This window comes from Deltaproteobacteria bacterium (assembly GCA_003194485.1).
Taxonomy (GTDB): Bacteria; Desulfobacterota; Dissulfuribacteria; order Dissulfuribacterales; family UBA3076; genus UBA3076.
Map to the genome: position 1 here is coordinate 1 of PQXD01000009.1, position 13,929 is coordinate 13,929.

General features: G+C 49.0%; 14 protein-coding genes. 10 read left to right on the forward strand and 4 right to left on the reverse strand.

Annotation, left to right across the window (positions count from 1 at the left end; genetic code table 11):
* Positions 1 to 463: 463 nt before the first annotated feature.
* From C4B57_06375 to C4B57_06385, 3 genes are all read right to left on the reverse strand, one after another.
* Positions 464 to 655, reverse strand: a complete 192-nt coding sequence (locus C4B57_06375) for a 4Fe-4S ferredoxin (GenBank protein ID PXF54500.1) — start codon at positions 653 to 655, stop codon at positions 464 to 466.
* Between the two features lie 135 nt (positions 656 to 790).
* Positions 791 to 2,212 carry a hypothetical protein gene (locus C4B57_06380; protein ID PXF54501.1) on the reverse strand — a complete coding sequence of 474 codons (1,422 nt, stop codon included), beginning with the start codon at positions 2,210 to 2,212 and terminating at the stop codon, positions 791 to 793.
* A gap of 10 nt (positions 2,213 to 2,222) precedes the next feature.
* The gene (locus C4B57_06385; protein ID PXF54502.1) at positions 2,223 to 3,989 is read right to left on the reverse strand and encodes a B12-binding domain-containing radical SAM protein; all 1,767 of its coding nucleotides are present in this window, start codon (positions 3,987 to 3,989) and stop codon (positions 2,223 to 2,225) included.
* A 272-nt stretch (positions 3,990 to 4,261) separates the two neighbouring features.
* Here C4B57_06385 and C4B57_06390 point away from each other — a divergent pair, with 272 nt between their 5' ends.
* From C4B57_06390 to C4B57_06415, 6 genes are all read left to right on the forward strand, one after another.
* A complete protein-coding gene (locus C4B57_06390; protein PXF54503.1) occupies positions 4,262 to 4,885 on the forward strand; it encodes a hypothetical protein in 624 nt (207 codons plus the stop codon).
* Positions 4,886 to 4,890: 5 nt separating this feature from the next.
* Entirely contained in the window at positions 4,891 to 5,892 is a 1,002-nt protein-coding gene (locus C4B57_06395; protein ID PXF54504.1) for a menaquinol oxidoreductase, read from the forward strand.
* A gap of 3 nt (positions 5,893 to 5,895) precedes the next feature.
* A complete protein-coding gene (locus C4B57_06400) occupies positions 5,896 to 7,518 on the forward strand; it encodes a menaquinol oxidoreductase (protein PXF54505.1) in 1,623 nt (540 codons plus the stop codon).
* A 68-nt stretch (positions 7,519 to 7,586) separates the two neighbouring features.
* Positions 7,587 to 8,003 carry a menaquinol oxidoreductase gene (locus C4B57_06405; protein PXF54506.1) on the forward strand — a complete coding sequence of 139 codons (417 nt, stop codon included), beginning with the start codon at positions 7,587 to 7,589 and terminating at the stop codon, positions 8,001 to 8,003.
* On the forward strand, positions 8,000 to 8,800 hold the full coding sequence (locus tag C4B57_06410; protein ID PXF54507.1) for a 4Fe-4S ferredoxin: 801 nt from the start codon (positions 8,000 to 8,002) through the stop codon (positions 8,798 to 8,800). The genes C4B57_06405 and C4B57_06410 overlap by 4 nt, the downstream gene beginning before the upstream one ends.
* Positions 8,801 to 8,807: 7 nt before the next feature.
* Positions 8,808 to 9,968: a menaquinol oxidoreductase gene (locus tag C4B57_06415; protein PXF54508.1), complete on the forward strand. Its 1,161-nt coding sequence runs from the start codon at positions 8,808 to 8,810 to the stop codon at positions 9,966 to 9,968.
* 13 nt (positions 9,969 to 9,981) lie between these two features.
* Here C4B57_06415 and C4B57_06420 read toward each other — a convergent pair whose 3' ends face one another.
* Positions 9,982 to 10,314, reverse strand: coding sequence for a hypothetical protein (locus C4B57_06420; protein ID PXF54509.1), 333 nt, complete (start codon positions 10,312 to 10,314; stop codon positions 9,982 to 9,984).
* Here C4B57_06420 and C4B57_06425 point away from each other — a divergent pair, their 5' ends adjacent.
* The 4 genes from C4B57_06425 (at position 10,315) to C4B57_06440 (ending at position 13,895) form a co-directional block, all read left to right on the forward strand.
* Positions 10,315 to 11,208, forward strand: a complete 894-nt coding sequence (locus C4B57_06425; protein ID PXF54510.1) for a hypothetical protein — start codon at positions 10,315 to 10,317, stop codon at positions 11,206 to 11,208. It abuts the gene before it with no gap.
* Between the two features lie 281 nt (positions 11,209 to 11,489).
* Positions 11,490 to 12,149: a hypothetical protein gene (locus C4B57_06430; protein ID PXF54511.1), complete on the forward strand. Its 660-nt coding sequence runs from the start codon at positions 11,490 to 11,492 to the stop codon at positions 12,147 to 12,149.
* Between the two features lie 6 nt (positions 12,150 to 12,155).
* Positions 12,156 to 13,262, forward strand: coding sequence for a PBS lyase (locus C4B57_06435; protein PXF54512.1), 1,107 nt, complete (start codon positions 12,156 to 12,158; stop codon positions 13,260 to 13,262).
* A 30-nt stretch (positions 13,263 to 13,292) separates the two neighbouring features.
* Positions 13,293 to 13,895, forward strand: a complete 603-nt coding sequence (locus C4B57_06440) for a tetratricopeptide repeat-containing protein (GenBank protein ID PXF54513.1) — start codon at positions 13,293 to 13,295, stop codon at positions 13,893 to 13,895.
* Positions 13,896 to 13,929: the final 34 nt, after the last annotated feature.

The following is a 13,929-nucleotide window of genomic DNA, read 5'->3' on the forward strand; positions in this document are numbered from 1 at the left end:
ACAATATTTTGAAGCTATACAGATATGGCGACAGAAAAACGGCAATATGAGCATAAAATAGAGGAAAACAGGGGGTGGAATAAGGCTCTTATGACAATGAATCTCAATAATCAGCATTTCCAGAAAGCCCAGAGGGGCATAAGGCCAAAATTTGGCCGAATCGAAATCTTCGGCTGATATGATTTACGGGACACGCTCTATGGGGGAAACCGCATCGCCTTAAGCGCAGCGTAAGGCGAATGCGGAGGGGGCAAGACTCCCCCATGTCAAAAGCCTTAAGAAAACAAGGGGCTGAAGTGTGAAGTGAAAAGAAATATCCCCTTCCCGTGAACGGTTTGCGGAATGGACTACGGGTTCACCGGATATTTACAAGAAATTTGTAAATATTCTTATCAAAAAAAGGGGTAGCCAGATGGCTACCCCTTTTTTGTCTGATAAGATTCTTCGGTCTCAGATCGTCCAGCTAGACCTCCTCAACGGTGATGGAGCCGGTTGGGCAGACCTCCACGCAGGTCTCACAGCCTACACAGTCTTCCTGCCTAGCGATTATCGGCCTTTGGTTCTCTTCGTCCCAGTCATATACTTCAGATGGACAGTTACCCACGCACTCCTCATCGCCCTGGCACGTATCATAATTGATAGTAATCTCGAACATGACTTCCTCCTTTTGTTATGATAGTCAATAAGCCCACATGTCTTATTATTTTATTGCCTGGTCGTTCATATAGACGATGGGCATTCTTTTTGTCAACCCTGTTTTTCTGATATTATGCTCAAAATAATTTCCGCTCTATTTCCAGAGGCCAATATGCGATTTCAAATGGCGATATTCGATGGCGATCTTAACCATGCGGATGGCCCATTCAGGGTGCTCAAGGGCGTGAATATGGGTATAGGTCCCAAAGATATTTTTAAATATTACTCCTTCAAATTGTCCGTCAAAGCCACGTCCCCTTATTACACGACAGCTTAGTTTCCCTGAATTTCCTTTGTCCGCCAGGACAGGTCTGGAATAATGGAATTCATGGCCCCGCAATATTGTCCCTACATCATAAAAGGGATTCCCGGAGATAACTTCCAGGGCGCTGTAGCCATGACCGACCGGTCTTTCACCCACAACAAAATCCCAACCGATGGCCCCCACCATGGAATAGGCCTGCCCTTGCCAAATCAGTTGCCTGCCCAGATACATCAGGCCCCCGCATTCTGCATAGACAGGAAGTCCCTGATGTATTGCCTGGCGGAGATCCATCCTCATGGCTTCATTGGCTGAGAGGCTGGCAGCCTGTGTTTCAGGGAAACCTCCCCCTATATACAGTGCATCGAGTTCCGGCAATCCGTTACCTTGAAGGGAATCCAGGAATGTGAGTTTTGCCCCGGCCTTTTCCAGGGCCTCAAGATTTTCAGGATAATAGAACTGGAAGGCCCTATCCCGGATCACTCCTACGAGAGGCGTTTGTAAAGACGTGATTTCTTCGGCATAAGGGAATAGCTCCACGCCGTCCATGCTGCCGGATTCCCATTTACTATTCTGATCAGCGATATTTGCTAATGTATGGATATCCACTGACCCTGTTACCGTCCGGCCCAGTCTGTCCAGTGCTTCGGCGGCCTGAGGGTGCTCTTCCCACGGAGTTACACCAAGATGGCGCATGGGGATAGGATCACCTTCCATCCTTGGGAGGACGCCAAGTACAGAAATCCCTGAGTACTTTTCTACAGATTGCCTGACGATTGTTTCATGGCGTGACCCGGCCACATGGTTGAGTATTGCCCCCTCAATTCGCAACCCCGGATCAAACCGCTGACAGCCCAGGACAAGGGCCGCGGCCGTCCTTGTCATTTTGGTGCAGTCCAATACCAGAATAACAGGGGCATCCAACCACTTGGCAAGTTCCGCCGTGCTGCTTGAGCCCACGTCATCTACTCCGTCAAAGAGACCGCGATTACCTTCTATTACGCTGATATCAGCGTCTCTTGCCCTGAAGGCGAAGGATTTCCTTATAACCTCCCTGGACATCAGGAAGGGGTCCAGGTTGTAGCACGGCCTTTTGGCTGCCTGAGAGAGCCAGCCGGCATCAATGTAATCAGGGCCTTTTTTAAAAGGAGTTACCCGAAGGCCCTGCCCTTGCCAGGCACGAACCAGGCCTAAAGCAACAACAGTCTTTCCTGCTCCGCCTTTAAGGCCTGCGATTACTAATCTGGGAAACATTTTCTGCAGCCTAACCTCTGCCTTGTTGGAGAGAGCGGAGTTTCTCAAGAAAGGAGGCCTCTTTTTCAAAATCGCCCAATGCCCTGTAACAGGTTGCAATATATTGAACCGCTTCTCTTGAATCCTGGAAATTCAGAAGATATGATAGCGCCTTGCCATATTCCCCCAAGTTCATGTAGCTGATTCCCAGGCACACATTCAATGCCTCACTGTCCGGGAAATATTTAATGCCTTCTGATAAAATCCTCACGGATTCATCAAATGCCCTGTTTTTCTGCTTAATGATGCCCAATCCCAGATAGGCCCGATGGTCAGGATAATAACCCAATGCCTTTTTGAAAAGCTTTTCAGCGGTTTCCTCTTTTTTCCTGACAGCGTCGATCTTTGCATAGTCTCCGTGGCTGAATGTCATCCCCAGTCTCGAGCAAAAACCTGAATGCATTTCGTAGAGATCCTTCTCGTCTATGAGTTCAATGGCATCAACATATCGGTGAAGATTTCCATAGTATTCTCTTCTCAGCTTTTCGCCAAAGGCCAGTATCATTTCCTTAGACAGACGGGGATCGGTCTCAAAATACATGATATCTTCTATTTGCTGCAGCCAGATCCTGTCTGAGACATTGAATTTTTTCCTGAAATCCGAGTAAAGCGCCGTACCTGGAAAAAGGTCAAGTATATAAAAAATAATGCTCATCGGCTTGATTTCATGCATCAGATCTATGGTCCTCTGAATGGTTGCCCAGCTTTCCCCGGGAGAACCGTAAATGAAATAGGCACGTGCCAGGATCCCGTATTTAGTGGTTAATTTAAAGGCCTTTTTTATGTCCTGGGTCTTAATGTTTTTATTCAGGTAATTTCTTATCTTCTCGGAGCCGCTTTCCACACCGTAGCTGATTTGGATACAGCCGGCCCTTCTCATCCAGTACAATACATCTTCACTCACACAGTTTACTCGCGAGATGGCCACCCAGGTGATATTGAGACCCCTTTCCAGGATTTTTTTACATATCTCGATCACCCGGCCTTCTCTGACCGTAAAGGTATCATCTGAGAAATAAAAGAAATTTATTCCTTTTTTGTAGAGCAGTTCCAGTTGCTCCACAAAGTATTCCGGAGAGTGAAATCTGACTTTACGTCTCCAAAACCGGGGTGACCCGCAAAACGTGCAATTCCACGGGCAACCCCGGGACGAGATTACATGCTGATATTCGAAATATTTTGCCGGATTGGGCAGCTCATCAATATCCTGAATAAATGCGGCATCTTCGGTCTTTAGAATCCTGCCTTTTTTCCTGAAAGCGATTCCCTTGATATTTCCAATATCTTCATAATCTGCCCTTTCAATACATTTTACCAGATCTAAAAAAGTATATTCTCCCTCTCTCATAACTATGAAGTCTATTTCCGGAAAATGGGTCAGGAAATGTCTCCACAGAAAGGTGGCTCCAATCCCGCCAAACACGATCTTGACATCAGGATTGAGCTGCCTGGCAATCCTGGCAATCTCTACGCCGCCCCAGCGGTTCGCATGCAGGATGGAGAAGCCGATGATATCAGGCCTCTTTTTTTTCAGAATCTCCTTGATTCTCTCAGGCGTTTTATTAATATTGTACCAATTCAGTATCTCGACATCATGGTGATTTGCTTTTAGCACAGCGCCTAAATAATAAGTGCCTATGGGCATGACCCTTACATCATAGTCACGGAGCCGGTCTTCAAGACAATATGGATATATGAGCAATATTTTCATTTTTTCCTGATGGCGCTTTCTGCGCAATTGAAAAGGAGTTCCTTATGGACTTTTCTCACTTTTCTCTCAATAGAGACGTAACAGTTTGTGCATGCAGTAGTCAAGAATGGCTACCGTGAGTGCATATTTAATTTATATTCTAAATAATTCGCCCGTAATACTCCAGGATTTGAGGGAGATAACAAAATATTTTATTCAAACCCGGTTTCATTCATAGTTGGTCTTGACATGGAATCACATTTTGTCTATAGAGATGTTCATTGCGAATCGTCATTCAGAAAACTGGAGGGGAGTTCTGGATGGCTTCTCAGTTTGAAGCCTTAAAGAATAATTCGAACATGAATCTGGAAGAACTTCTGACAAAAAAAAGAGACTGCATAGTGGGCAATTGGATTAATAGTGTCCAGGAAACTTATCCTGCTGAAACCGTAGAGTTTTTCAGGCACCAAAGGAATAGGTTCGCCAATCCCATAGGCGTCACGATTTCCGAAACAATGGGGCCTCTATTCGATGAACTCCTTAACGGAAATAATCCGCAGAATATGTCTTCTCTTCTGGACAACATTGTCAGAATCAGGGCGGTTCAGGATTTTATGCCATCAGGGGCCGTTGCTGTTGTTTTTCTGCTCAAGAAGGTCATCAGGGAAGAGCTGGCAAGGGACATAAAAAGAGAAGAAGGACTTTTTGAAGACCTGCTGGAATTTGAGTCGAGGATAGACCAGTGTGTTCTCCTTGCCTTTGACGTATACATGAAGTGCCGGGAGAAGATCTGGGAAATCAAATTGGATGATTTTAAAAAAAGACCATTTTTTACAACAGGGAGAGGGACGAGGTGTCTCTCTTATATGCTTCAACAAGAGCAGAGGCAGGGTAAAGGGACTGAAGACTGCTGTAACAACTGCGGTCTAGGAAAAGTGAGGTAACGGTAATGGGTGTAAAGCTATCGTTAGGTGTATCTTTAGGCGCGGTTCTTGCGATTGTCCTGGTCGCCTTGGTCGGGGCGCAGGTATCAAGTCTGCAGCCTATCTTCGGGATTTTTGTCCCCTATGCGGCATTTGTCATATTCATTTTGGGGTTTATCTATCGAGTCGTGGACTGGGGACGCTCGCCCGTTCCTTATCGTATACCTACTACGTGCGGGCAGCAGAAGACGCTTCCCTGGATAAAGAATGACGAGATCGAAAATCCGAGCAGCACACTCGGCGTCATAGGCCGTATGATTCTCGAGATATTTGCCTTCCGCTCGCTGTTCAGGCACACGAAGGCGGAGATGGCGAGCGGCAATATCGTCTGCGGCGGTTCAAAATGGATCTGGCTCGGTGCCTTGGCGTTTCACTATTCTTTCCTTATCATCGCTATCAGGCACCTGAGGCTCTTTGTTGAGCCCGTACCGGCCTTTGTGAACGGGCTTGGCATTGTAGACGGGATGCTCCAGATAGGCGTGCCGGAGCTATATATCACTGACGTCTTGCTCCTGGCTGCCGTGAGCTATCTCCTCGTAAGGCGCCTCATAGTACCGAAAATGCGCTACATATCCCTGGCCAACGATTACTTCCCCCTGTTTCTGATCCTTGGCATCGGCATATCCGGAGTGCTCATGCGGTATTTTATCAGGGTGGATATCGTGAGCGTTAAGGAGCTCGCTGTCGGTCTGGCCAGTTTGCATCCTACGGTGCCGGAGGGGATCGGTGCAATATTTTTCGTTCACGTAGCCCTTGTCAGCACCCTGTTTGCGTATTTTCCCTTCAGCAAACTGATGCATGCCGGGGGCGTGTTCCTCAGCCCGGGGAGAAATCTGGCAAACACCAACCGTGCCAAGATGCATGTCAATCCCTGGGAATATCCTGTCAAGATCCATCCCTATGAAGATTATGAGAATGAATTCAGGGAAAAAATGAAAAACGCCGGAATACCAGTGGAGAGGGAATAAAAAATGGCAAATATTCCTAAATACTATGAGTCGCTGAATATTGATTTTAAACCGCCCCGTGGCAACTGGATGGATCGTCCTCTTAATATCAAGCCCGGTATTTATTGCTATCCAGCCAGACCAGAGGTGTTGAAAAAAGCCGGGATGAACGATCGAAGCGACTGGGGGAAGTACTGGGTAATCGAAGATGAGGACTGGGAGCTCCCTGATGACTGGAAGGAGCGGTTTCTCAATAAGATGAGGGACATGCTCGGCAAGTACCGTACGTTCAAGATATATATGGATATCTGTGTAAGGTGCGGTGCCTGTGCGGATAAGTGTCATTATTTCCTTGGCAGCGGCGATCCAATGAACATGCCTGTTATGCGGGCGGAGTTGTTGAGGTCGATATACAGGGGCGAGTTCACTAAAACAGGTAAGATACTGGGGCGTCTTGCAGGCGCAAGAAAGCTCACCAAAGACGCGTTGAGGCAGCTCTGGTATTATATGTTCCAGTGCAGTGAATGCCGCCGGTGCTCGGTCTTCTGTCCTTATGGAATAGATACTGCGGAGATCACCATTATGGGCAGGGAGATCATGAACGAGCTCGGCATGAATATCGCCTGGATACAGGAGTCGGTTACAAAATGTCTCTTTACCGGGAATCATCTCGGCCTCCAGCCGCATACATATAAAGAGTGTGTTGATACCATGCTGATGGATATTGAAGATAACGTGGGCATCAGTTTCGAGCCCAGTTGGAACAGAAAGGGTGCGGAGATCCTCTTTGTCACCCCGTCAGGTGATGTGTTTGCCGATCCGGGTATATTTACACTTGCGGGTTATCTGCTGCTCTTTGAACATCTCGGCCTTGATTACACATGGAGCACCTATGCGTCCGAGGGCGGTGATTTTGGTTACTTTACCGCCAATGAAGTAGCAAAACGCATGAACGGCAAGATATATGCCGAGGCCAAACGCCTTGGTGTAAAATGGATCCTGGGCGGTGAGTGCGGTCATATGTGGCGGGTCCTGAACCAGTATATGACCACATGGCACGGTCCCATAGACTTTCTTGAGGAGCCGGTTTCTCCCATCACCGGCACGAAGTTCGAGAACGCCAAGGCCCATAAGATGGTCCACATCATGGAGTTTACGGCAGATCTTATCAAACACAACAAGCTGAAGCTGGACCCGAGCCGTAACGATCGCCTGAAGGTCACATTTCATGACTCCTGCAATCCTTCCAGGGGCATGGGATTGTTTGAAGAGCCACGCTATGTCATCAAGAGTGTGTGCAACCACTTCTATGAAATGCCCGAGAATACCATCAGGGAGCAGACTTACTGCTGCGGGAGCGGCTCCGGTCTGAATGCCTCTGAGAATATGGAGCTCAGGCTGAGGGGCGGCTTTCCAAGGCAGAATGCCCTCAGGTACGTCAGGGAGAAGTATGGGGTAAACATGCTCGCCTGCATCTGTGCCATTGACAGGGCGGCTTTGCCCCCGGCGGCCCAATATTGGAACCCGGATGTAGGGGTCTGCGGCGTTACCGAGCTGGTCGCAAATGCCCTGATCATGGAGGGGGAAGGTCCGAGGACACATAATCTGCGCGGGTTTGAGATCGCAACTTGGGAACCGGAACCATAGTCAGCGTTCAGGGGAGAGACAAATAGTACTACGCTAAGGAAGAGATCCTGGGCAAGGAGGAACAAGGGATGTATGATGCTTGGAAGATCATAGTAGGGCTTGTCATCTTTGTCGTCTTATTTACTGCTGCATTCTGGATGAATGCGGGGAAGGCGGCTCCCGTGCCTGAGCCGAAGATCGACACGCCGGAGATCAAGAAAATGGCCGAGGCCGAGAGGAAATGTGTGGAGGATAAGCATTTCATGCGGACCACGCACATGAAGCTCATAAACGATTGGCGCGATCAGGCCCTCAGGGAAGGCAACAGGGAGTATATCAATCAGAAGGGGAAGAAGTACTACACCAGCCTTCAGAATACATGCATGAAATGCCATTCCAACAAGAAGGACTTCTGCGATAAGTGTCACAACTATACAGGAGTTTCCCCTTACTGCTGGGACTGCCACATAGAGCCAAAAGAAGAGCCAAAAGGGAACGAGTTATGAACATGGATAGAAGACAATTCATAAAGATAGCCGGGCTTTCCACCTTATTTGGCCTGGGGGGCAAGGGTGCGTTCGAGTTTCTCCGCCCCGGCGCGCTCGATGCCGCGGTGCACCACGGAGAGGAACATGCTCCGGAGAAGCCCAAAGAGGTGCGGAAACAGTGGGCAATGACCATTGATGTCGAGAAGTGTGCAGAGCCAGGGGTCGTGGAGAAGTGCATAAAGGCATGTCACTCGACGCACAATGTACCTGACTTCGGGGATTCAAAGAACAAGGTGGTGTGGCTTTGGGAAGACGACTATGAGCACACCTTTGCAGAGAACGAGAACGAATATATGGACGATCACGTGAAGGAGTTGCCGTTTCTGTGTCTGTGCAACCACTGTGAGCATCCTCCATGTGTAAGGGTGTGTCCTACCAAGGCCACATTCAAGAGACCCGACGGGATCGTGGCCATGGACTATCACCGCTGCATCGGGTGCCGCTTCTGCATGGCTGCATGTCCATACGGCTCCCGCAGCTTCAACTGGCTGGATCCCAGGGAGGGTCTCAACGAGAAGGAACTCAATATGGAGTTTCCCACCCGGGTGAGAGGCGTGGTGGAAAAATGTAACTTCTGTGTGGAAAGGCTTGCAAAGGACAAGTTGCCTGCATGCGTTGAAGCAGCGCCACAGGCCTTGACCTTTGGGGACCTGACAGACCCCGATTCCAACGTGAGGCAGATCCTGCGCAGGCGTAGTTCCATGAGGCGTAAGCTAGAGCTCGGCACAGGGCCGTGCATCTTCTACCTAGTGTGAGGTTGCCATGATAGAAAAGGCTTTAAAGGGTGAACCGAGATACTATATGTGGATAGTTTTTCTGCTGGCCATTATAGGGGTCGGCTTCGGGTGCTGGCTTTACCAGCTCAATGTCGGACTGGGGATTACCGGGATGGGCAGGGACATCTCCTGGGGTGTGTATATCGGCCAGTTCACATATCTGGTCGGAGTGGCCGCATCTGCCGTTATGATCGTCATACCGTTGTATCTTCATAATTACAGGAAATATGCCAAGATCATAGTTTTCGGTGAGTTTCTTGCAATTGCGGCAGTAACTATGTGCCTGCTGTTCATTGTGGTGGATATAGGGCAGCCGCAGAGGATGCTCAATGTCGTGCTGCACCCCACGCCCAACTCCATACTCTTCTGGGATATGATCGTGCTGAGCGGCTATCTCCTGATCAATATCATAGTCGGGTATAACTGCCTGCTGGCAGAGGCGAAAAAAGTACCGCATCCCGGATGGCTGAAACCTTTTATTTATCTCTCCATACCCTGGGCAGTCAGCATCCACACAGTAACGGCCTTTCTGTACGCCGGCCTTCCCGGAAGGCATTCCTGGCTGACGGCCGTCATGGCCCCCAGGTTTCTTGCATCGGCCTTTGCATCCGGCCCTGCCCTGCTGATAATTGTGCTCCTTATTATCGAAAGGGTCAGCAAGTTCGATCCGGGAAGAGATGCCTTGCAGACCATAGCCAAGACCGTCTGCTATGCCATGATCGTAAACCTGTTCCTGGTGGGCATGGAGTTTTTCACGGCCTTTTACAGCAATATCCCAGGACATATGCATGGCCTTCAATACCTGTTTGTCGGCCTGCACGGCCACGGCAAGCTTGTGGGATGGATGTGGACAGCCGCTCCATTTGCGTTTATTGGTGTCCTTCTCTTGCTGATCCCGCCTGCCCGAAGGCACCACGGGATCCTGGCCTTTGCATGCGCATCGGTTTTCATTGCCTGCTGGATCGATAAGGGCGTGGCACTGGTCATTGGTGGATTCATCCCCAATCCCTTTGAGAGGATCACAGAGTACTCGGCCACCTTTCCCGAGATAACTATTGCGACAGCCATCTGGGCGATCGGGGCATTGATACTTACAGTGCTTCATAAGGTTGCAGTGACCATCAGGGAGGAAGAGGCAGCAACATAAACCGGGTTTTTCATCAGGCAGAATCAAAAAGCCCGCCATATCCGGCGGGCTTTTTATTTATCCGGATATCTGAAAAAATATGGTCATTAAATATCTTTTCTCTGCTCCCAAAGGGGATATCCCTGTTTGTTATGACGATCTCCAGCGGCCTTTCCTGATCAGTCCCGGGAAAAGCCATCCTTTTCTGATCTTGGGTAACTATTTCGAGGCAATCAAGGACTTTATTCTCAGGGACCATGGGAGGCCCTTGGTCAGAGTTCTCCGCGAACAGCTTAAGACGGATATCGGCCCTGACGGTATCAGTGAGATTCTGATTCGCACTGAAAAGCATGGGGCGCTTTACCATTTGGCAAGCGCAGAGGTCTTTTCCGGCAGGCAGTCCATGAAGATGTGCGTCAGTACCGCTGTTTCTGAAAATGAAAAGGCATGGCTGAGGCATGAATTTGATCTGCTAAAATTCCTGAATTCAACATTTGCCCTTCCCTATCTGCCAGTGCCGTATTTTCAGGGAGATACCAGGGTTCATTCAGATCACGGAGACGAATCCCTGACCATGTCTTTGACAGAGTGGTTTGAAGACTATCACGAATGGCATCTCTCCATGGATGAAAAAGGGGGGAAACAACGGATTTGCATCTGGGATCTGCAAAGAGGGCTCTGTTTTGCATCAAAAGAGGAGGGATTTGAAATCTTCAGACAGATCTCTAAGGTACTCACCCTGTATTATGATACACGGGACTTTAACCAGATCTATCCCTGGCACCACGCGGCAGGGGACTTCATAGTCAGGAGAAAGGATGGAATTATTGATGTCAAGCTCACAACAGCCAGGAGATATGAGCCGGCCATGTTATTTTCATCAGAGGATAACATCGATCCGGTGACAGCATTGACCTATTTCTTTTTGAACCTGTCGATTAGAATGCGACTGGATAAATTGGACGGAGCAGGTATCAATGCATGGGCCGGTAGTTTTTCAGTGGAGGCCTTAATACAAGGGTTCTTCGAGGGTCTTGGGATCATGGATGCCGATGGCAGATACGGTCTGGGCAAACTCAGGGACCTGCTTTCTCTGTTTAAGGCCTTTGACCGGGAAGAGCTTGCCGGCCTTTTTCAGCCACTTTTGGATCTGTACGCAAAAGAAGATCCAGAGGACTTTTCAGTAATACAGGCCAACCTGGGAAGTCATGTCAAACAGCTATATGAGGCTATACAGAACTTTTATTTAAGGGACGATTAAATGGACAAATGAACATCGAACATCGAACGTCCAACATCGAATGATGAATGGGAAGAGATGAAGAAACAGACTTATAATCTGAAAAAATGAACATCGAATGGTGAAGGGGGGCGGCTGAAAAGAAACGGAAATAGCTGCTGGATGTTCGGTATTTGGATATTGGTTTTTCATTCGACGTTCAGCTTTCAAATTTCGATGATGCTTTGATGGCAAAAGTATGTTATATTTCAGAATTTATTTCAGATAAATTATTCTAAGCGTTCAAATATAAGGAGGCGTTTATGGCCCGTCCGGAGCGAGATGGTTCCATCCGCAGGAACCAATTGATTAAAGATCTTGAAAAAGAGATGGAGGATAATCCGAATTCCGTCATTGCGGCCCTCAGGCTTGGCATAGTCTATCAGAATGCCGAGAGACTGGAGGATGCAGAATCCACCTTCAAATATGGCCTGAAGCTTGATCCATTGTCCTATGAGATAAAAATCAATTTGAGTGCACTCTATTTCCAGATGGGCAGACTTGAGGACGGCATAAACGAGAGCAAAGAGGCGCTCAGGATTCGCCCCGAGTCTGCCGAGGCCATGTCTAATATAGCTGCAGCCTATATCCACATGCAGAGATGGAAGGAGGCAGCAGAATATCTCAATAAGGCCCTTGAGATCAAACCGGAAATGATTACCGCCCTGGCCAATCTCGTTACTGTCAACGTGGAACTTGATGAGCTGGACAGTGCCATTGAGGCCGGGAAAAAGGCCGTCAGCCTGGCCCCTAAATTTGGTGTCGCCCACAACAACCTTGCAGTTGCCTATTACTACCACGGGGATTACGACCTGTCCCTCGATCACCTTGAAAAGGCCAAAAAGATCGGATATGCGGTCTCTCCTCAGTTTGCGGAGATGGTCTCAGCCAAGGCAAAATCTCAGACAAAAGAGGCCAGCTAAAAACCCATGGCAACAGGAACGATTGCTCACAAGCCTCTCTGTCCATTCTGTGACAGTCCCATAGATCGCCCAAAAAAAGTGGAGCCGAGGAGACTCGGAGACTTTGACTACGGTGCATGCGAGTGCGGAGCGGTATATGTCCACGATGTCACAGGGCACAATCTTGGTGCAGCCTGGGTTGAGGCACTTGGTTTTGCCTGCAACGACGATTGGGACCTGGCGTGGAGTCTCGCGCCCGGAGAGGACTATGAGGACGCTATTTTAGAAAATTATGATATTGAGTCTCACCTTATCCAGCCCACCGGAAGAACAAAGGACGAGAAAGTAGTAAGGGCCGCACTCGTCTTTATTCGAATGAGAAAAGACATCCGTGAGGTCACCCATGAGGGTGTCAAAGAGAGGCTCGAGTTGCTCTCCGAACCCTGGATCTCTCAGGAAGAGAAAGATAAGGCCTATTTGGAAAGGAGATCACGCCGGTACTCCAAGCAGCAGGTCAAGGCCCTTGTACAGGCTGGAGAGGTTGAAAAACTCAGGACAATGACCCTTGAAGACCCCCTGGTTTTGAGAAAGATTCAACGCCTTCTGTATTCAACAGACGAGATGATGTGGAAGGCAATTACCACACTGGGTGCGGTTGCAGGGGCACTGGCCACAGAGAGACCGGTCCTTGTAGGCGATCTGGTCAGGAGGCTCCTTCTGGCCAGCGGCGACTCAGCAGCCACGAACTGGGGATCCATAGAGACGATTGGTGAAATAATACGTGCCCAGCCAAAGATATATGGCTCTTTCATGCGGCACATACTCGTATTCATGAACGATCCGCCCTCGTGTCCCGCGGTACTTTGGGCATTTGGCCGTATCGGTGAATTACATCCGCAGGTTGTGAGGTCCAACGCATTTTTTGCCCTGTTTGGCCTGCTGACGAATCCTGAGCCGAAGATACGGGGCCATGCAGTGTGGGCATTTGGCCGCACGAAGGCCAAGGAGGCGCTAAGGGCCATTCAGGGAATGACAGACGATACCGGGGAGCTGACTCTTTTTGATGGCCAGTCCATCAGGTATACGACTGTAGGCGAGCTGGCGACAGAGGCCGTTGAGCGTATCGAGGGCTGATCAGTCACTTGATTGCCGGGAGGGGATGAGATGAATGAACAGGCGGCTTCGAGTACGTCAGAAGGGAAAGATAAAGAACTCACAAAAGCAGAGGCCCTGTACCGGGAGGCAAAGATTATGAGTGTACAGGGGAGATCCCTGGACGCCCTTGAGAAATTTGAGGAGGCACTTGAGATTTATGAGGCCGTTGGTGGAAGAGACGTGGAGGTTGCAAACATCTGTGAGCAGATAGGAGATCTCCGTACAATGCGGGGAAATTTCAAGGGGGCCATACCTGCCTATCAGAGAGGGCTGACAATATGTGAAAAAAAGCATGACCCTGTCAGTACCGTTTTGCTGGTAGAGAAAATCATTGATCTCTACAGGCAGCTCGAGGAACTGGACAAGACCCTTCCATACTATTTTCGGGCACTCGAGCTCGTGGAAGAGCTTGAGGACGTCGGCAGGGCCGGGCTATATCTCACGGGAATTGGTGATATTTACCAAAAAAGGGGTGACCTGGACAAGGCCCTGGATGCCTACAGGACTGCCCAAAGGATTTATCAGGGCATGGCATCCAGGGAGAGGGCGGAGATACTTGAAAAGGGCATAAAAGCAATTGAGGAGGCTATGTCGGCCGGGGCTTCTAAATGACTTATTCCCCCTGGCGGTAGGCAGCTTTTTTCGG

Bases quoted from the DNA above. Each gene is read 5' to 3' on its own strand.
- C4B57_06375 (PXF54500.1), bottom strand. From the start codon at position 655: ATGTTCGAGATTACTATCAATTATGATACGTGCCAGGGCGATGAGGAG.
- C4B57_06380 (PXF54501.1), bottom strand. From the start codon at position 2,212: ATGTTTCCCAGATTAGTAATCGCAGGCCTTAAAGGCGGAGCAGGAAAG.
- C4B57_06390 (PXF54503.1), top strand. From the start codon at position 4,262: ATGGCTTCTCAGTTTGAAGCCTTAAAGAATAATTCGAACATGAATCTG.
- C4B57_06395 (PXF54504.1), top strand. From the start codon at position 4,891: ATGGGTGTAAAGCTATCGTTAGGTGTATCTTTAGGCGCGGTTCTTGCG.
- C4B57_06400 (PXF54505.1), top strand. From the start codon at position 5,896: ATGGCAAATATTCCTAAATACTATGAGTCGCTGAATATTGATTTTAAA.
- C4B57_06405 (PXF54506.1), top strand. From the start codon at position 7,587: ATGTATGATGCTTGGAAGATCATAGTAGGGCTTGTCATCTTTGTCGTC.
- C4B57_06410 (PXF54507.1), top strand. From the start codon at position 8,000: ATGAACATGGATAGAAGACAATTCATAAAGATAGCCGGGCTTTCCACC.
- C4B57_06415 (PXF54508.1), top strand. From the start codon at position 8,808: ATGATAGAAAAGGCTTTAAAGGGTGAACCGAGATACTATATGTGGATA.
- C4B57_06420 (PXF54509.1), bottom strand. From the start codon at position 10,314: ATGGTAAAGCGCCCCATGCTTTTCAGTGCGAATCAGAATCTCACTGAT.
- C4B57_06430 (PXF54511.1), top strand. From the start codon at position 11,490: ATGGCCCGTCCGGAGCGAGATGGTTCCATCCGCAGGAACCAATTGATT.
- C4B57_06435 (PXF54512.1), top strand. From the start codon at position 12,156: ATGGCAACAGGAACGATTGCTCACAAGCCTCTCTGTCCATTCTGTGAC.
- C4B57_06440 (PXF54513.1), top strand. From the start codon at position 13,293: ATGAATGAACAGGCGGCTTCGAGTACGTCAGAAGGGAAAGATAAAGAA.